Source organism: Catenulispora sp. GAS73, from assembly GCF_041262085.1.
GTDB lineage: Bacteria > Actinomycetota > Actinomycetes > Streptomycetales > Catenulisporaceae > Catenulispora.
In genome coordinates this window covers 236,644-252,981 of the sequence record NZ_JBGCCM010000006.1, presented here as the reverse complement: position 1 = coordinate 252,981, position 16,338 = coordinate 236,644, and the positions used below count along the sequence as shown (strand labels likewise).

Genomic DNA, 16,338 nt, shown 5'->3' with positions numbered 1-16,338 from the left:
CCGAACCAGTGCCGAACCAGTTCAGAGCACCATCGATCCGATGGCGACCAGTCCCACCACGATGATCAGGCCCCTGAGCACCCGCGGCGGCAGCCGCCGGCCCACGCTCGCCCCGATCTTCCCGCCGACCAGCGCGCCGACCGCGATCGCCAGGGCCGCGCCCCAGCGCACCGACGGATGCTGGGAGCCGCCGAGACCGAGCGCGCCGACCGTGATGAACACCACCGCCGCGATCGCGTTCACCACACAGGCCAGGACGTTCTTCACGCCGTTGAGCACCTGCAGGCGGTCGCCGTAGGTCAGGCCGAGAATCGCCATCAGCAGCACGCCCTGCGCGGCGCCGAAGTAGCCGCCGTACATGCCGCTGCCGAACACGGCCAGCAGGACGCCCCAGCCCTGGGGGACGCCTTCCGCCACGCCCGCGCTCTCCCGCGCCGCCCGACGCGCCGCGATCCGCTTCGCCAGCCTCGGCTGCACGATGATCAGCACCAACGCGAGTGCGATCAGCGCGGGCACGATCGCCTTGAACGCTTTGGCGGGCAGCAGGAACAGCAGCAGCGCGCCGATCGAGGCGCCGAGCAGGGAGGCGAGCACCAGGCGCGTCAGGCGGCGTCCGCCGACGGCCCGGAACTCCGCGATCTCCGCGCGGTAGCCGTGGATTCCGGACAGCGAACCGGGCACCAAACCGACGGTATTGGTGACGTTCGCGACGACCGGGGTGTAACCGAAGGCGAGCAGGGTTGGGAAGGTCACGAGAGTGCCGGAGCCGACGACCGTGTTGATCGTGCCGGCCGCCATGCCCACGCCCAGCAGCGCCGCCACCTCGCCGATGCCCACCGCTGCCTCCTTCGCGCCTGGCCGACACTCTCTGGCCGACCCGGCTTGGCCGACCCGCTCCGGCCGACCCCGCTCCGGCCGGTGATCGAGCGTAGCGGGGAAAGATCGGTTGGCTACGCGCCGTCCAGTAGTTAGGATCGCTAATCGTGCACCGGTTGTTCCCGGTCACCCCGCCGCCGGGATCCTGAAGCGGGGTCGACCTGATCTCTAGGAACCGCCGGTCGGCGTGTTGAGCCGACCGGTGTGAGTGGCACGTCCCCGCTTCCCGCGACTGATTCCTGTTTTCCTTCGTCGCAGGAGCGATCCCTTGATCTACCTTGTCTTTTCCGGCGTGCTCTGGGGCAGCGGCGGTCTCACCGGCCGGCTGCTCGCGCTGCACGCGCACCTGTCTCCCGCTGCCGTGGCCGGCTACCGGCTGTCGATCGGCGGCGCGCTGCTCGTGCTGTTCGCGGCCGCCACTGGAGGCCGTCGGCTGCCGAGTGCCGGAGCGAGCCGCTCCGGAGGCGGCCGCTCCGGAGGCGGCCGCTCCGGAGGCGGCCGTTCCGGAGGCGGCCGTTCCGGACTCGTCCGGGGCCGGGCGGCCTGGATCCGCGTCGGCGTTCTCGGCGCGCTGTCCGCGGGCTTCCAGGCGTGCTACTTCGCGGCGGCCGCGCTGACCGACGTCAGCCTGGCCACACTCCTCACCATCGGCGCCGCCCCGGTGCTGGTCGTCGCCTTCGAGCAGGCGACCGGCCGGCGGCGGCTGGACGTCCGGGTCGCAGGCACGGTCTCGCTGGCGGTGGCCGGCCTCGGCCTGCTGGTCGGCGAACCGCCGCACGGCATCACGACGGCGCATCTCGCCCTCGGTGCGTTGTGCGCGATCGCCAGCGCTGGCGGGTTCTCGGCGATCAGCCTGCTCGGCAAGGACCCGGTCGCGGGCCTGGACGAGATCACGATGACCGGCTACAGCTTCACCCTCGGCGGCCTGGTACTGCTCGGCACCGCGGAAATCACCACCGGCGCCGGATTCACGCCACGCCCCGCCGCGATCGGCCTCCTGGTGCTCTTCGGCCTCGTCCCGACCGCCATCGCCTACGGCTGCTACTTCATCGGCCTGCGCGAGGCGGCGGCGAGCACCGGCACCGTCACGGCGCTGCTGGAGCCGCTGACCGGGACGGTGCTGGCGGTGGCGGTGCTTGGGGACCGGGTCACGGTGATCGGGATGGTTGGTGCGGCGCTGCTTGGGGTGTCGGTCGGGGCTGAGACGTGGCGGGGGCGGACGGGGGCGGGTGGTTAGGGGTGGCGAGCGGGTGGTTGGGGGCGGGTTAGGGGCGGGCGTGCGATGTGCGGGGCTGCCGATTCAGATTGCGGAGGTGGCCCCGCGCTTGCTTATATGTGCGGCTGACCTTTAGTGGTAAAGGCGATTTTTACGGCTTCGCGCAGGGGTTGATGGCCTCGCAGGGGGACGCAGTTCGGTTGTGCGACTCGTTTCGCGCTGGCGGCCGGCGGTTGTGGCGAACACGACCACGCGGCGGTTCAGGTATCTGTGGCGGTGCGTTGGCGGCTGGCGGTGTTCGTGTGCACGATCGCGCGCCGGTCCGAGTCACTGCGCATGCGTTGCGTAGGCGGCAATCGTTGGGCGTGGTGGGCACCTTGAGGCCTCCGGCGGGCGCTCTACAGCGAGGGGGCGACCCGCGCGACCTGCTGTTTGGCGGCGGCCCGCGACTGCTCGGCTTTCTTTACGCTCGTGGTGCGCCGCGCTGTCTGCTGGCGGTGTTGCTTATGGTCGCCGAGGTTCTGTGCCCCTCGCCGCGTCGTCGCCGTAAACGGAACCTGGCCGGTCCGGTGGTGTAAAGCCGGATCACACCTGCTGTGGTCCGGTTTCGTCCGGCTTGACACCACCGGACCGGCCAGGTTGGCAGAGCCCGCCGACGCGGCGAGGGGCACAGAACCAACACCCCGCATGGTCCGGTCGGACACGACGAACCACGGGGCCGGCCCGCGCTAGCCTGTCGCCGGGGGGGCGCCACGCGCGGCGAACCGCAGAAAAGCGCGGGGCCGGTCATCAGACCGGCCCCGCGCCTCTCAGCTACCTCAGTCCTCGTCCTCCTGGTTGAAGAACACGTCGTCCGCCGGGCTCGATGTCCCCCGCTGGCGCGGGGGGCGGTCCTGGCGCGGCGCCGGGTTCTTCGGGGGCGCGTCGGTGGGCGGGGTCAGGGCGTTGCCGTTGGCGGCTACCGGTTCCGCGGCCGGCATGCCGGGCATGGTCTGCGCCTGGCCGAAGCGGCCTAGGGCGCCGCCGACGTTCTCCAGGGCCTTGCCGAATTCGCTGGGGATGATCCAGAGCTTGTTGCTGTCGCCGGAGGCGATCTTGGGTAGCTGCTGGAGGTACTGGTAGGCCATCACCTGGTTGTCGGCGTTGCCCTCGTGGATGGCGTCGAAGACCTTGCGGATCGCCGCCGCCTCGCCCTCGGCCTGGAGGGCGCGGGCCTTGGCCTCGCCTTCGGCGCGGAGGACCGCGGCCTGCTTCTCGCCTTCGGCGGTGAGGATCTGCGACTGCTTGAAGCCCTCGGCCGACAGGATCGCGGCGCGGCGGTCGCGGTCGGCGCGCATCTGCTTCTCCATCGAGTCCTGGATTGAGGCCGGCGGCTCGACCGCCTTCAGCTCGACCCGGGAGACGCGGATGCCCCAGTTGCCGGTCACCTGGTCCAGGACGCCGCGGAGCTCGTTGTTGATGTAGTCGCGGCTGGTCAGGGTGCGCTCCAGGTCCATGCCGCCGACGATGTTGCGGAGTGTGGTGACCGTCAGCTGTTCTATCGCCTGGATGTAGTTGGTGATCTGGTAGACCGCCGCTCGGGCGTCGGTGACCTGGAAGTAGATGACGGTGTCGATCGAGACCGTCAGGTTGTCCTGGGTGATCACCGGCTGCGGGGGGAACGGCACGACCTGCTCACGCACGTCGATGATGGCGCGCACCCGGTCCACCACCGGCATCAGGATCCGCAGGCCGGGCGTCAGCGTGCGGGTGTAGCGGCCGAAGCGCTCGATGACGGCGACGGTCCCCTGCCCGACTATGCGCACGGACTGGAACAAGCTCGCCGCGATGACCGCGGCGATCACGACGAGGACGACGATCGTGGCGACCATGTCGACTCCTCCTCCATAACAACATCGATGTCCGGCAGGCGGGGAGCGGCGAGCACCCCCGGTGACAGTGCTCGATCTTAGGCCCGGGAAGGCATGACGCACACACAGTTCGGTCGAGCTCCGTCGAGAACAGTCCTGCCCGCGTATAGGTACGCGGAATCCCAGGCGCCGCTTAGAGAACGAGCGCGGTCGCCCCTTCGATCTGCGCGACGTCGACGCGATCTCCGACCTCGTATTCAGTCTGCCCGTCGTAGGCGCGGGCACTCCAGATCTCGCCGGATATCCGCACCCGGCCGTCGTGCGCGTCGACCTTCTCGACGACGACGGCTTCGCGGCCGATCAGCGTGTCGGTGCCCTGGCGGTGCTCGGGCCCGCCGTGCAGCCGCTTCATCGCGGTGGGGCGGGCGAAGACCAGCGTGGCGATGGAGACCGCGCCGAAGGCCGCGAACTGCACGACCACGTTCCCGCCGGCTCCGGCGGCGATCGCGGCGGCCGCCGCCCCGATCCCGAGCATCACGAACACCAAGGTGGTCGTGGTCAGCTCCAAGAGGATCAGTACGGCCGCAACGATCGCCCACACCATCGCGTGCATGGACCCCATGCTACGGAAGCCGAAGCGGCTATCAAACCCCTGTCAGAGGGCGCGAGCGTGGCGAACGTTCAGACCGCGCGCGCGTACCAGCGGTCGCCGGAGGGGGTCTGGTAGCGCTCCACGCTCAGCGGCAAACCGAAGGTAGTGGTCAGGTTCTCCGAGGTGAGCGAGGTCTCGATCGGCCCGGCCGCCACCACCGCGCCGGCGCGCACCAGCAGGATGTGCGAGAAGCCCGGCGGAATCTCCTCGACGTGGTGCGTGACCAGAATCGTGACCGGCGCGTACGGGTCCGCGGCCAGCCGGGACAGCCGGCGCACCAGGTCCTCGCGGCCGCCGAGGTCCAGGCCCGCGGCCGGCTCGTCGAGCAGCAGCAGCTCCGGGTCGGCCATCAGCGCGCGGGCGATCAGGGCGCGCTTGCGCTCGCCCTCGGACAGCGTGCCGAAGGTGCGCTTGCCGAACTCGGCCATGCCCCACCAGGCGAGCAGGTCGTCGGCGCGCTGGGCGTCGGCCTCGTCGTACTTCTCGCGCCAGCGGCCGACCATGCCGTAGGAGGCGGTCATCACCACGTCGCGCACCGTCTCGCCGCGCGGCAGGCGCTCGGAGACGGCGGCCGAGGAGTAGCCGATGCGCGGACGGAGCTCGAAGACGTCGACCGCGCCCATCCGCTCACCGAGGACGCCCACCGTGCCGGCGGTCGGGAACATCGAGGTGGCCGCGATGTTCAGCACCGTGGTCTTGCCGGCGCCGTTCGGCCCGAGCACCACCCAGCGCTCGCCCTCGCCGACGGTCCAGTTCACGGCGTCCAGCAGCTTGCGGCCCTCGCGGACCACGGATACGTCCACCAACTGGAGAACACTGTCGAGGTCGAGGACGCTGTCGGGGTCGACGGACAGGGCATCGGTGGTCATGTTCGGCACCAGTTTCCTCACGCTGCAGGCCTCGATCTTCGCGCGCCTAGCTTAGGCCACCGACGTGTCCGCTCCGGGCCCGCGGTCGGCCCGCGGCATGTGCGCCGGATCACCGCGTGGGCGCCGCGACGTACCCTGGTGGTCATGCTGAGCGAACACCGGTCTGGGCGCCTCGTCGCGTGGGGGAACGCGTGGCTGTCCGGGCACACCAGCCTGGACTCGGCCGCCGAACAGGTCCGGGCGGACGGCGACGAGCCGCACCGGGTGGCCGGCGTGCCCGGCGAGGACGCCGAGGTGAGCTGGACCGTCGCGCTGGGCCGGCTGCGCGCCGCCGGCGTCACGGGCTTGCGGCTCGCGCTGCCCCGGCCCGGCGACCCGCTGGGCTTGAAGGGGCCGGCGGCCTTCAACCAGGCGGCGATCGAAGTCGGCGAGGCGGTGCTGACCGACGGGCCGGCGCTGGGCATCGTGCCGTCGGTGGCCGGCTACGGCCCGGACGGCGACCGCGGGCACGCGGTGCGCTGGACGGTGTCGCCGGTGGAGAGCGGCGCGGCCCCGGTGCCGACGCTGTCAGAGGCCGAACGCGAGCTGAACGCGGCACTGCGCGAGGCGGCCGAGGAGCTGGCCCGGCTCGACGTGGCGCGCTGGCGCCCGGAGCTGGCCGAGTCGCTGGCCGCGATCCGCGGCCACGGCCGCGCGCCGGAGGCGGTGCTGGCGCCGGGCTATCCGCCGCGCGCCGTCAAGGTCCTGACCCAGGCGCAGCGCCTGGCGGCGATCGCGGACCTGGCCAAGCAGGACGAGGGCGGCAGCGTCACGGCGCTGGAGTCGCGGCTGCGGGCCTCGGCGCTGGTCGGCCTGGAGCGGGTGACGCGGCGGGCGCAGCTCGCGGCGTACCACTCGATCCTGGAGCCCGGCGGCCACTGATCGCCGGCTCAGCCCATGGTCATCGCGGCGAACTCCATCGCCACCCCGATGGCCAGCACCACCAGCGCCCCGAGCAGGTCCACCCAGTCGCGCAGCCTCAGGTCGAAGCGCGAGACCAGGATCCGCTCCGGCCGCAGCGGGTCGTACCAGAGCCGCACCTGCGCCCCGGTCGCCATACTCTGACGCTGATGCGGCCGGTAGCCGTAGGCGCGGGTGACCACCGGCGGCCCGGTCGGCGCGAAGTAGCGGACCCGCGGCGCGTTGCGCACCGCCCCTGAGGCGTCACAGGACACGACCATCCCGATCACCTCGCCCCGGGTCGGCACCCCGACCAGCCGGAGCCGCAGCCGCGCGAGTCTGCGGGCGCAGACGGACAGCCAGAGCACCCCGCCCCCGGTCCAGAACAACCCGGACGCGGCGAGGAACCCGGCGACGAAGGACAGGTCGTCCGCGGCCATGATTCCATGCTAGGTCTGTCACCCCGGGGTGAACCTGTTGAGAGACCAGACATCACCCGTATGGGATACCGGACCGCCCACCACCCGGACACTCCTCGGCCGTTCCGACACCGGCGGGTACCGTGGATCACACCATGAACACCGCGCTCGCCCTGCCGCCGCCTGCCGCAACCGTCCTGGTCACCGTGTACGGCGCCGACCGTCCCGGGGTCACCGCGAGCCTGTTCGCCGCGCTGGAACCGTTCGACGTCCCGGTCGTGGACGTGGAACAGGTGGTGGTGCGCGGACGCCTGGTGCTGGCCGTCCTGGTCGGCGCGCCGACGGGGTCCGACGGCCCCACCGCGCTGCGGCTGGCCCTGCACAAGTGGGCCGCCGCGGAGAAGCTGGACGTCGAGGTGGTCACCGGCCTCGGCGACAACCGCAAGCGCCGCGAGGGCCGCACCCACGTGACCGTCCTGGGCGCCCCGCTGAAGGCGGCCGCGATGGAGGCGCTGGCGCACGAGATCGCCGAGTGCCGCGGCAACATCGACCGCATCGTGCGGCTGGCCAAGTACCCGGTGACCGCGATCGAGCTGGACGTCTCCGGCGCCGACCCCGACCTGCTGCGCGAGCGGCTCGCTCGGGTCGCCGCCGAGCAGCACGCGGACATCGCGGTGCAGCCGGCCGGCTTGAGCCGGCGCGCCAAGCGGCTGGTGGTGATGGACGTCGACTCCACGCTCATCGAGGGCGAGGTCATCGAGGAGCTGGCGGCCCGCGCCGGATGCCTGGACGCGGTCGCCGGGATCACGCAGCGGGCGATGCGCGGGGAACTGGACTTCGCCGGGTCGCTGCGCGAGCGCGTGGCCCTGCTCGAAGGGCTCGACGCCGGCGCGCTGGAGGACGTGCGCGCCTCGGTCCGGCTGATGCCCGGCGCCCGCACGCTGGTCCGCACGCTGAAGCGGCTGGGCTATCTGGTCGGCATCGTCTCCGGCGGGTTCACGCACGTCACCGACTCGCTGCGGGACGAGCTCGGCCTGGACTTCGCGCTGGCCAACACCCTGGAGATCGGCGCCGACGGCCGGCTGACCGGCCGGGTGGTCGGGGCGATCGTGGACCGCGCGGGCAAGGCCGCGGCGCTGCGGGAGTTCGCGGCGTCGGCCGGGATCCCGGTGACCGACACCGTGGCGATCGGCGACGGGGCCAACGACCTGGACATGCTGGCCGCCGCCGGGCTCGGGGTGGCGTTCAACGCCAAGCCGGTGGTGCGGGAGCAGGCGGACACGGCGGTGAACGTGCCGTTCCTGGACACGATCCTGTATCTGCTGGGGATCACCCGCGAGGAGGTCGAGGTCGCGGACGCTTCGGAGGAGGCGATAGAGACCGCGCCTTCGGAGGCGGTTTCCGCGTCGGGCTCGGCGTCGGGCTCGGCATCGGCGTCAGCGTCGGCCCGGGTGCAGCCGGCGGCCTGAGCGCACTCAGCCGCGCGGGGACTCCACCGCCACGATCGACGCCCCGGCCGGGTCCAGCGCGGCCCAGGCGCCGTCGAACTCCAGCACGGTCAGCGTGTTGGTCGGGTAGCCGGCGTGGGCCTTCATGACCAGCTCCGGGTTCGCGTCGTCGGCGAGCGCCAGCGCTAGGTACTGGGTCCCGGGGTTGTGCGAGACGATCATCAGGGTGCCGATGCCCTCGGGCGTCTGGCGGATCACTTCCAGCATCTCGCCCGCCGAGGCGGCGTAGAGGTCGTCCCGCAGAAGCACTTCCGGGCTGACCGGGAACGCCTCCGCCGCGAGCTCGTAGGTCTGCTGCGTGCGCAGGGCGGTCGAGACCGCTGCTCGGTCCGGGACGCGGCCGTGCTCCACCAGCCACGCGCCGGTGCGCGGCGCGTCGCAGCGGCCGCGCGCGGTGAGCGGACGGTCGTGGTCGGCGACGCCGTCGGGCCAGTCGGATTTGGCGTGCCGGAGCAGGATGAGGGTGTGCCGCATCAGCCGTTGGCCAGGCCCCAGAAGGACAAGATCACCAGGATCACCATGATCAGAGCGATCAGGCCCAGGAGCCGGTACATGCTGGCCGCGCCGGAGCCGCGCCGGGCCTCGCGCCACTCGCGCGGCGGCCACTCGGCCTCAGCCGGCGTCTCGGGCACGAGGATCTCGGGACCGGAGACCATGGGCTCGTCACTTGCTGCCGTCATGCTGCCCAGTGTCGCATCGTTGTCCGGGCCGGCGCCTGCGGGGTCCCCGTCGTGGCGCGGTTCGTCCCCGCTTCGCTGCTTCAGCTCAGGCGCTGCTTCGGCTCGACCTCGTCGGCCAGCTGCTCCAGCACCGGCACTGCGGCCTGCAGCGCCTCCAGCTGCGCGCCGGTCAGCCGCTCCATGCCCTGCACGAGCGCCGCGGTCCGCTGCTTGCGCACCTTCGTGATCAGCGCCTCGCCGCCGGGCGTCAGGGTGACCATGAAGGAGCGGCCGTCCTCCGGGTCCGGCTCGCGCTGCACCCAGCCGGCCGCGACCAGGCCGCTGAGCGTGCGGGTCATCGACGGCGCGGCCACCTTCTCGCGCTGCGCCAGGTCCCCGATCCGGATCGGGCCCCACTTCTCGATCACGAAGAGCGCGGACAGCTGGGCGAAGCTCGCCTCGGACTGGCGCTGCAGCAGCTGCCTGTTCAGACGCCCCAGCGCCACCCGCAGGCGGGCGGCTACCTCGGTGTCGGGCTGGGTCGGCGAAGAGTTCATCGGGTCCTTCACAGGAGCGCGGGACTGAGCCGGCGACGTCGGATGGGTGTCGGTGCGGTGAGGCGGAAGTGGGGCACAGTGAAACACATTGCCCGACTCACAATCTACCGACCCCCGGCGTCCCAGGCCGGTCCCACGCCGCGGGTCCCACGTGGGACCCGACTCGACCCGGCGCGGGACCCGGCCTCAGACGGTCGCCGCCGCGCTCTGTCCGGCGGCCGTCTCCTCTTCCTCTTCCTCCCGCTTCGCCTTCCCGGGCAGCGCCGAGGCCACCGCCCCGATCACCGCCATCGCGATGGCGAGCCAGAACACGACCATCAGGCCGTCGTGGAAGGGGCCGGAGATGAGGTGGGGGAAGAACTCCCGGCCGGTCAGGGTCTGCGCGTTGGCGGCGGGCAAGGCGTGCAGCGTCGAGGGGCCGAGGAGTTGCTGCATGGGGTTGTAGCCGAGGAACGCGGCGAACAGGGTCGCCACCGGTGGCAGGTGCGAGATCTGCGTCGCGGTCCCGGCCGGCACCCCCTGCGCGGTCAGGCCGCTGGACAGGGTGTGTGGCAGCGAACTGGACAGTCCGGCGACCATGAGCGAGAAGAAGATGCCCATGGACAGCACCATGCCGGCGTTCATGAACGTCGCCCGCGCCCCGGAGGCCGCCCCGCGCATCCGCGTCGGCACGCTGGACATGATCAGCGACGTGTTCGGCGCGGAGAACAGGCCGCCGCCGATGCCGTTGAGGAATATGAGCAGGGCGAACACCCAGTAGGAGAAGTCCGTGGGGATCAGCAGCAGGCCGGCGAACGAGACCGCCATCGCCACCAGACCCCCGGCGGCGAACACCCGCGGCCCGAACTTGTCGGACAGGTGCCCGGCGATCGGCCCGGCGGCGAGGAAGCCGAGCGTCAGCGGGATCATGTAGATGCCCGCCCACAGCGGCGTGTCCTTGTAGTCGTAGCCGTGCAGCGGCAGCCAGATGCCCTGCAGCCAGATGATCAGCATGAACTGCAGGCCGCCGCGCGCGATGGCGCCGAGCAGGTTGGCGAGGTTGCCGGTACTGAAGTCGCGGTTCTTGAACAACGTCATCGGCAGCATCGGATCGGAGATCTTGGCCTCGATGACGCAGAACACGACGATCAGGGCGACGCCGCCGATCAGCCCGGCGTCGACCCAGGGGTTGGTCCAGCCCTGGGTGTGGCCGCCGTAGGGCTGGATGCCGTAGGTGATGCCGGCGAGCAGCGAGGTCAGGCCCGCGGCGAAGGTGAGGTTGCCCCACCAGTCGATGCGGGCCTTTTGTCGGACGCCGGTGTCGTGCAGCGACTTGTAGGCCCAGACGGTGCCGATCAGGCCGATGGGCACGTTCACCCAGAACACGGTGCGCCAGTTCCACTCCGACAGCGCACCACCGAGCACCAGGCCGATGAACGAGCCGGCGATCGCGGCGACGATGTTGATGCCCAGCGCCATGCCGCGCTGCGCCGCCGGGAACGCGTCGGTGATGATCGCCGCCGAGTTCGCCATCAGCATCGCCCCACCGATGGCCTGGAAGACCCGCCACCCGATGAGCCACAACGCCCCGGCCGCACCATGGAACGGGTCGAGCGACAACGCGATCGAGCAGACGGTGAAGACCAGGAACCCGGAGTTGTAGATCTTCACCCGCCCGAACATGTCCCCGAGCCGCCCCAGCGCCACCACGAACACAGCGGTGACGAGCATGTAGCCCATCAGCATCCACAGCAGGTAACTGACGTTCGACGGCTGCAGCGGATCAAGCTTGATGCCGTTGAAGATCGCAGGCAGCGAGATCAGGACTATGGAGGAGTTGATGGTCGCGATCAGCATGCCCAACGTGGTGTTGGACAGCGCCACCCACTTGTAGTGCGGATGGTCGGGCCCGCGCACGGCCTTCCCAGTCGCGCTGGAAGCTTGTGTCGCAGTCATACCGCCCCGCCCTTTTGTCATTTACATAGTTTAGGCACGCTAAGTTTATGGGTAGACAGGATGGCTGGCAAGAGAGGTCTGACGACTAGCGGTGCGGATGAGGCGCGCGGTGGGGCGGGGCCGGCGGCAGGCTGGGCCGAACCTCGCTCGGGCGAGGGCCGCGACAACGTGGGACTCGGCCCCTCTGATGTGCGAACTCGGCGGCTCGGCAACTTGGCGACGGCACGGTAGCGAATCCCATCGCGCACAGCACAGCAGTCGGCGGCCGACCGCCCCCTCCGCGATCGGCCGCCCCGCTCCTAGATCGGGTAGGCGATGTCGCACACCTCGTCGTCCGGGCCCGCCGCGTCCCATTCGGTGAAGTAGACCTCGCGCGGGGGCAGGGTGGCGGTGTGGTCGTTGGTGGCGACCCAGCGGGCTACGGCGTCGAAGGCTGACAGGATCTGCGGGAAGGCGACCTGGGCCTTCGTGATGCGCAGGTAGGCCTCGCGGTGGGCCGGCTCCTCGCGGGTCGGGGTGGTCAGGGTGGCGGCGCGGGCCGGGTCCACCGGGATGCAGACTTCTGCGGGGCCGTCGCTGTCGTGGTTGATTTCGCCGTGGTAGACGACGAAGGGGTTCCCCGCGGGGCCGCCCACGGGGCCGGCGGCGGTCAGGAGGCGCATCATCGCCTGGCCGATCCAGGTGGGGAGTTCTTCGGGGGTGAGGTGGCGTTGCTCCGTCAGGACCAGTTGGGCCGGGACGTCGCGGGTGTGGATTTCCTGGGTCATGGTCAGGCCTCCTTCGTGGCCGGACACCGTTTCGCGGACGCGCGCCGCCAGCCAGCGCTGGGCGGCGAACTTCGCCTCCGCCGCGTCCCAGTACGCCGCGACCAGTGCCTCGCGCTCGGCCGGCGGGGCCGCCAGGACGCGCGCCACGTCGGGCAGCGGCATGTCCAGGCGGCGGAGCCAGACGATCAGGCGGGCGTCGGCCAGGGTGCTCACGCGGTAGCGGCGGTAGCGGTTGGCGGCGTCGACCTCGTCGGGGACCAGCACGCCCTGCTGCTCGTACAGGCGGAGCGCCTTGGGCGAGAGCCGTGCGCGGCGGCTGAACTCGCCGCTGGTCAGCAGTTCGTCGTCGGGCATCGCGATTCGGTGTCCTCATCGGATCGGTACGGCCGTCCGGTTCGCCGGGCGGCTCGGGATCAAGCCTCAGGCCTGCCCCAAGGGCGAGGTCAAGCTATCGGAGCGAGGAAGAAGAGGAAGAAGACGAGGCGGCCCGGCGCACGAAACGCACGCCGAGCCGCCTTCCCCGGATCCCCCTCGGACCTCCCCAGATCCCGGACGCCGGTCCCCCCGATTCCCCGCTCCCCTCCAACTCCCCCGCAGTCCCCGCGGATCCCCCTGGATCCCCCGATCCCCCGCAGTCCTTGAGACGCCGGCGAGGCGTCACACCATGATCTCGTCCTCGCTCCGCGCCGTCTTCGGCACCGTGAACGCCAGCAGCCAGGTCAGCACCAGGATCCCCGCGGCCAGCCAGTACACCAGCTCGGCCGCCGGGAACGGCGAGCCGCCGCTCTCGACCCGGTTGAAGAACAGCGTGCTGAACAGCGCCGCCGCGACCGCGTTCCCGAGCTGGTTGAACGAGCTGATCACGCCGTTCGCCGAGCCCAGCTCGTGGTCGTCCACCGCGGCCAGCACCAGGCCGAAGAACGGCGCGAACACCAGGCCCATGCCGATCCCCGACACCAGCAGCGCCGGCGCCAGGTTCCAGCTGGTCACGCCGCTGTGCCAGATCGGCTGGTGCTCGGCGTTCAGCGTGAAGGAGGTGCCCGCGTAGTGCTTGATGATGAACGCGCTCAGCGCCATGCCGACGGCCAGCGTCAGCAGCCCGGCGTGCAGGACCCGGCGCGGCGTCTTCTTCACGAAGGCCTGGCCGGCGCCCATCGAGATGATCGTCCCCAGCGACCACCACGCGCCGGTGAGCCCGGCCCGCAGCGGCGACCAGCCGAGGGACACCTGCAGCAGCAGCGGGCTGACGGTGAAGGCCGCCGCGCACGCGCCGAAGAACAGGAAGATGGTCATGGTCCCGGTGGTGAAGGCGCGCTTGCGGAACAGGCTGGTCTCCAGGAACGGGTCCAGGTTCCTCTTGTGCCGGGCCCGGGCGTAGACCGCGAACAGCACCATCACCACGGCAGACCCGGCCAGCATCAGCCAGATCCCGGCGTCCCAGTGGTGCTCGCGGCCCTGGATGACCGGGTAGACCAGCAGGCCGACCGCGATCGAGCACAGCACCAGGCCGATGTAGTCCAGCTTCGGACGCTCGCCCTCGCTGTGGTGCACCTTCGGCAGCACCTTGGCGGCGAAGTAGAGCGCGATCACGCCGACCGGCAGGTTGATCACGAACACCCAGCGCCACGACGCGTAGGTGATCAGCGCGCCGCCGAGCACCGGGCCCAGGGCGGCGGACAGGCCCATGAAGGGCCCGAAGATCGCGAACGCCTTCTGGCTGTTCTCCCGGCCGAACTTCTCCCGGATCATGCCGATCCCCTGCGGGATCATCATGGCCGAGGCGCTGCCCTGCAGCAGCCGGGCCGCGATCAGCTCGCCCGGGTTCTGCGCGACGGCGCAGACCGCGGACATGATCGTGAAGCCGGTCAGGCCGATCAGGAACATCCGGCGCCGGCCGGCGATGTCGCCGAGGCGTCCGCCGGCGATCAGCAGCACCGAGAAGGACAGCACGTAACCGGTGCTGATCCACTGGTACTCGGTGTTCGACGCGCCGAGCCCGTTGCGGATCGAGGGCGCCGCGACGTTCATCACCGTGGCGTCCAGCAGGTCCATCATCGAGGCGCCGAGCACGGTGAACATCACCGCCCACGCGCCCTTGGGGAGCGCCGAGGCGCTCTTGTCCTTCTTCTTCGCGGACGCCCCGTCCTCGGGCACCGCGCCGGCAGCCGGGACGACCACGTCCTGGGTACCGCTCACCGCCTCACTCATGATTCCCCTCCGCGCCGACCGCGGGCCCAGCGTCGAATTCGCTCGCAGCACACGATATAGCGCGTGCTGCGACTGTCAAGCTATATCGCGAATCTCGCCGGGTCCGACGACCTCAGATTGATGGTGTCCCCACCCTCCGCGGTGGGTACGACTCCTTTTTATCCGAGACCACTGACAGGTTTCGCCTGAATATGGCGGCGTGCGGACCGCCCCCGTGGAAACGGCACGAATCGAGAAGCGGCCGGGCCCGGATACCTCTCGGTACCGGACCCGGCCGCCTGGTTCAGAGCCGGTGGAGCTGGTTGAGCTGGTTGAGCTGGTGGAGCCGCGAGCGCCTCACGCACCCATCGCGTGCACGCCGCCGTCCACGTGGATGACCTCGCCGGTCGTCCGCGGGAACCAGTCCGACAGCAGCGCGACGATGCCGCGCGCGGCCGGGTCCATGTCGGTCAGGTCCCAGCCGATCGGCGCCCGCTCGTCCCACACGCCGTCGAACTTCTCGAAGCCCGGGATCGACTTGGCGGCCATGGTCTTGAGCGGGCCGGCCGAGATCAGGTTGCTGCGGATGCCGTGCGGACCGAGCTCGCGGGCCAGGTAGCGGGAGGTGGACTCCAGCGCCGCCTTCGCCACGCCCATCCAGTCGTAGCCGGGCCAGGCCACCTGGGCGTCGAAGTCGAGCCCGACGATCGAGCCGCCGGTCTCCGGGAACAGCGGCAGCAGCGCCATCGCGACCGACTTCAGCGAGTAGGCCGAGACGTGCACCGCGGTCGCCACCGACTCCCACGGGGTGTTCAGGAAGTTGCCGCCGAGCGCGTCCTGCGGGCCGAACGCGATGCTGTGCACGATCCCGTCGACGCCGTCCATGTACTGCTTCACGTTGTCGGCCAGCGAGGCGAGCTGCTCCTCGTTGGTCACGTCGAGCTCGATCACCGGCGCGTCGCCGTTGGGCAGCTTCTTGGCGATCCGCTGGGTCAGCGAGGGCCGCGGGAACGCGGTGAGCACCACCTGCGCGCCCTCCTCCTGCGCGATGCGCGCGGCGTGGAAGGCGATCGAGGCGTCGGTGAGCACACCGGTGACGACGATGCGCTTGCCTTCGAGGATTCCCATGCTCAGTGCCCCATTCCCAGTCCGCCGTCAACCGGGATGACGGCTCCAGTGATGTACGCGGCGTCCTCGGAGGCCAGGAACCGCACGACGCCGGCGACCTCGTCGACGGACGCGTACCGGTTCAGCGGCACCTGCTTGAGGATCTCTTTCTTACGGTCGTCGGTGAGCACCGCGGTCATGTCGGTCTCGACGAACCCCGGCGCGACCACGTTGCACGTGATGCCGCGCGAGCCGATCTCGCGGGCCACCGAGCGCGCGAAGCCGACCAGGCCGGCCTTGCTGGCCGCGTAGTTGGCCTGCCCGGCCGAGCCGGACAGCCCGACCACCGAGGAGATCAGGACGATGCGGCCGCGCTTGAGCCGCAGCATGCCCTTGCTGGCGCGCTTGGCGACGCGGAAGGAGCCGACCAGGTTGGTCTCCAGCACCGCGCCGAAGTCCTCGTCGCTCATCCGGAGCAGCAGGGTGTCGCGGGTGATGCCGGCGTTGGCCACCAGCACCTCGACCGGGCCCTGCTGGGCCTCGACCTCGACGAACGCGCGCTCCACGTCCTCGGCCGAGGTCACGTCGCACTTCACGCCGAACAGCCCCTCGGGGACCTCGCCCGAGCGGTAGGTGATCGCGACCTTGTCCCCGCTCGCCGCGAAGGCCTTCGCGATGGCCAGGCCAATTCCCCGGTTTCCCCCCGTGACCAGTACGGACCGGCTCAATTCAGCACCTCTGTTCTTGTTCTTCAAGACGTCGCTGCCAAGCTATCGGGCTACCCGGCGGTAGCCGCA

16 protein-coding genes are annotated in these 16,338 nt (G+C 70.9%); 3 read left to right on the top strand and 13 right to left on the bottom strand.

The features are described from left to right. Window positions 1-21: 21 nt before the first annotated feature. Window positions 22-837 (bottom strand): sulfite exporter TauE/SafE family protein, encoded by an 816-nt coding sequence (locus tag ABH935_RS11545; protein WP_370377826.1) that lies wholly within the window; start codon window positions 835-837, stop codon window positions 22-24. Window positions 838-1,144: 307 nt separating this feature from the next. Here ABH935_RS11545 and ABH935_RS11540 point away from each other — a divergent pair, with 307 nt between their 5' ends. Next, the gene (locus tag ABH935_RS11540; RefSeq protein ID WP_370377825.1) at window positions 1,145-2,113 is read left to right on the top strand and encodes a DMT family transporter; all 969 of its coding nucleotides are present in this window, start codon (window positions 1,145-1,147) and stop codon (window positions 2,111-2,113) included. 797 nt (window positions 2,114-2,910) lie between these two features. Here the strand turns inward: ABH935_RS11540 and ABH935_RS11535 are convergent. The 3 genes from ABH935_RS11535 to ABH935_RS11525 form a co-directional block, all read right to left on the bottom strand. Then, window positions 2,911-3,963, bottom strand: coding sequence for an SPFH domain-containing protein (locus tag ABH935_RS11535; RefSeq protein ID WP_370377824.1), 1,053 nt, complete (start codon window positions 3,961-3,963; stop codon window positions 2,911-2,913). Window positions 3,964-4,135: 172 nt separating this feature from the next. Beyond that, window positions 4,136-4,555 (bottom strand): NfeD family protein, encoded by a 420-nt coding sequence (locus ABH935_RS11530; protein ID WP_194918469.1) that lies wholly within the window; start codon window positions 4,553-4,555, stop codon window positions 4,136-4,138. A 68-nt stretch (window positions 4,556-4,623) separates the two neighbouring features. Then, window positions 4,624-5,463 carry an ABC transporter ATP-binding protein gene (locus ABH935_RS11525; RefSeq protein WP_370377823.1) on the bottom strand — a complete coding sequence of 280 codons (840 nt, stop codon included), beginning with the start codon at window positions 5,461-5,463 and terminating at the stop codon, window positions 4,624-4,626. 144 nt (window positions 5,464-5,607) lie between these two features. On the opposite strand from ABH935_RS11525, the gene ABH935_RS11520 reads away from it, so the two are divergent. Then, window positions 5,608-6,384, top strand: coding sequence for a hypothetical protein (locus tag ABH935_RS11520; RefSeq protein WP_370377822.1), 777 nt, complete (start codon window positions 5,608-5,610; stop codon window positions 6,382-6,384). Between the two features lie 8 nt (window positions 6,385-6,392). Here ABH935_RS11520 and ABH935_RS11515 read toward each other — a convergent pair whose 3' ends face one another. Further along, on the bottom strand, window positions 6,393-6,842 hold the full coding sequence (locus tag ABH935_RS11515; protein WP_370377821.1) for a DUF3592 domain-containing protein: 450 nt from the start codon (window positions 6,840-6,842) through the stop codon (window positions 6,393-6,395). Window positions 6,843-6,976: 134 nt separating this feature from the next. On the opposite strand from ABH935_RS11515, the gene serB reads away from it, so the two are divergent. After that, window positions 6,977-8,290 carry a phosphoserine phosphatase SerB gene (gene serB, locus ABH935_RS11510; protein ID WP_370377820.1) on the top strand — a complete coding sequence of 438 codons (1,314 nt, stop codon included), beginning with the start codon at window positions 6,977-6,979 and terminating at the stop codon, window positions 8,288-8,290. Between the two features lie 6 nt (window positions 8,291-8,296). On the opposite strand, the gene ABH935_RS11505 is transcribed toward serB, so the two are convergent. From ABH935_RS11505 to fabG, 8 genes are all read right to left on the bottom strand, one after another. Continuing rightward, window positions 8,297-8,803: a histidine phosphatase family protein gene (locus ABH935_RS11505; protein WP_370377819.1), complete on the bottom strand. Its 507-nt coding sequence runs from the start codon at window positions 8,801-8,803 to the stop codon at window positions 8,297-8,299. After that, the gene (locus ABH935_RS11500; protein ID WP_370377818.1) at window positions 8,803-9,009 is read right to left on the bottom strand and encodes a hypothetical protein; all 207 of its coding nucleotides are present in this window, start codon (window positions 9,007-9,009) and stop codon (window positions 8,803-8,805) included. The genes ABH935_RS11505 and ABH935_RS11500 overlap by 1 nt, the downstream gene beginning before the upstream one ends. Before the next feature lie 80 nt (window positions 9,010-9,089). Further along, window positions 9,090-9,545 (bottom strand): MarR family winged helix-turn-helix transcriptional regulator, encoded by a 456-nt coding sequence (locus ABH935_RS11495; protein WP_370377817.1) that lies wholly within the window; start codon window positions 9,543-9,545, stop codon window positions 9,090-9,092. A gap of 186 nt (window positions 9,546-9,731) precedes the next feature. Continuing rightward, the gene (locus tag ABH935_RS11490; protein WP_370377816.1) at window positions 9,732-11,480 is read right to left on the bottom strand and encodes an MFS transporter; all 1,749 of its coding nucleotides are present in this window, start codon (window positions 11,478-11,480) and stop codon (window positions 9,732-9,734) included. 299 nt (window positions 11,481-11,779) lie between these two features. Then, the gene (locus ABH935_RS11485) at window positions 11,780-12,601 is read right to left on the bottom strand and encodes a MerR family transcriptional regulator (RefSeq protein ID WP_370377815.1); all 822 of its coding nucleotides are present in this window, start codon (window positions 12,599-12,601) and stop codon (window positions 11,780-11,782) included. A 303-nt stretch (window positions 12,602-12,904) separates the two neighbouring features. Beyond that, window positions 12,905-14,455 (bottom strand): MFS transporter, encoded by a 1,551-nt coding sequence (locus ABH935_RS11480; RefSeq protein WP_370377814.1) that lies wholly within the window; start codon window positions 14,453-14,455, stop codon window positions 12,905-12,907. Between the two features lie 336 nt (window positions 14,456-14,791). Continuing rightward, on the bottom strand, window positions 14,792-15,562 hold the full coding sequence (gene fabI / locus ABH935_RS11475; protein WP_370377813.1) for an enoyl-ACP reductase FabI: 771 nt from the start codon (window positions 15,560-15,562) through the stop codon (window positions 14,792-14,794). Window positions 15,563-15,564: 2 nt separating this feature from the next. Beyond that, window positions 15,565-16,269, bottom strand: coding sequence for a 3-oxoacyl-[acyl-carrier-protein] reductase (gene fabG, locus ABH935_RS11470; protein WP_370377812.1), 705 nt, complete (start codon window positions 16,267-16,269; stop codon window positions 15,565-15,567). Window positions 16,270-16,338 lie beyond the last annotated feature (69 nt).

What these genes read in the sequence shown, in the direction of transcription:
- ABH935_RS11535 (WP_370377824.1), bottom strand. Translation starts at nt 3,963, where the DNA reads ATGGTCGCCACGATCGTCGTCCTCGTCGTGATCGCCGCGGTCATCGCG.
- ABH935_RS11530 (WP_194918469.1), bottom strand. Translation starts at nt 4,555, where the DNA reads ATGCACGCGATGGTGTGGGCGATCGTTGCGGCCGTACTGATCCTCTTG.
- ABH935_RS11525 (WP_370377823.1), bottom strand. Translation starts at nt 5,463, where the DNA reads ATGACCACCGATGCCCTGTCCGTCGACCCCGACAGCGTCCTCGACCTC.
- ABH935_RS11520 (WP_370377822.1), top strand. Translation starts at nt 5,608, where the DNA reads ATGCTGAGCGAACACCGGTCTGGGCGCCTCGTCGCGTGGGGGAACGCG.
- ABH935_RS11515 (WP_370377821.1), bottom strand. Translation starts at nt 6,842, where the DNA reads ATGGCCGCGGACGACCTGTCCTTCGTCGCCGGGTTCCTCGCCGCGTCC.
- serB (WP_370377820.1), top strand. Translation starts at nt 6,977, where the DNA reads ATGAACACCGCGCTCGCCCTGCCGCCGCCTGCCGCAACCGTCCTGGTC.
- ABH935_RS11505 (WP_370377819.1), bottom strand. Translation starts at nt 8,803, where the DNA reads ATGCGGCACACCCTCATCCTGCTCCGGCACGCCAAATCCGACTGGCCC.
- ABH935_RS11500 (WP_370377818.1), bottom strand. Translation starts at nt 9,009, where the DNA reads ATGACGGCAGCAAGTGACGAGCCCATGGTCTCCGGTCCCGAGATCCTC.
- ABH935_RS11495 (WP_370377817.1), bottom strand. Translation starts at nt 9,545, where the DNA reads ATGAACTCTTCGCCGACCCAGCCCGACACCGAGGTAGCCGCCCGCCTG.
- ABH935_RS11490 (WP_370377816.1), bottom strand. Translation starts at nt 11,480, where the DNA reads ATGACTGCGACACAAGCTTCCAGCGCGACTGGGAAGGCCGTGCGCGGG.
- ABH935_RS11485 (WP_370377815.1), bottom strand. Translation starts at nt 12,601, where the DNA reads ATGCCCGACGACGAACTGCTGACCAGCGGCGAGTTCAGCCGCCGCGCA.
- ABH935_RS11480 (WP_370377814.1), bottom strand. Translation starts at nt 14,455, where the DNA reads ATGAGTGAGGCGGTGAGCGGTACCCAGGACGTGGTCGTCCCGGCTGCC.
- fabI (WP_370377813.1), bottom strand. Translation starts at nt 15,562, where the DNA reads ATGGGAATCCTCGAAGGCAAGCGCATCGTCGTCACCGGTGTGCTCACC.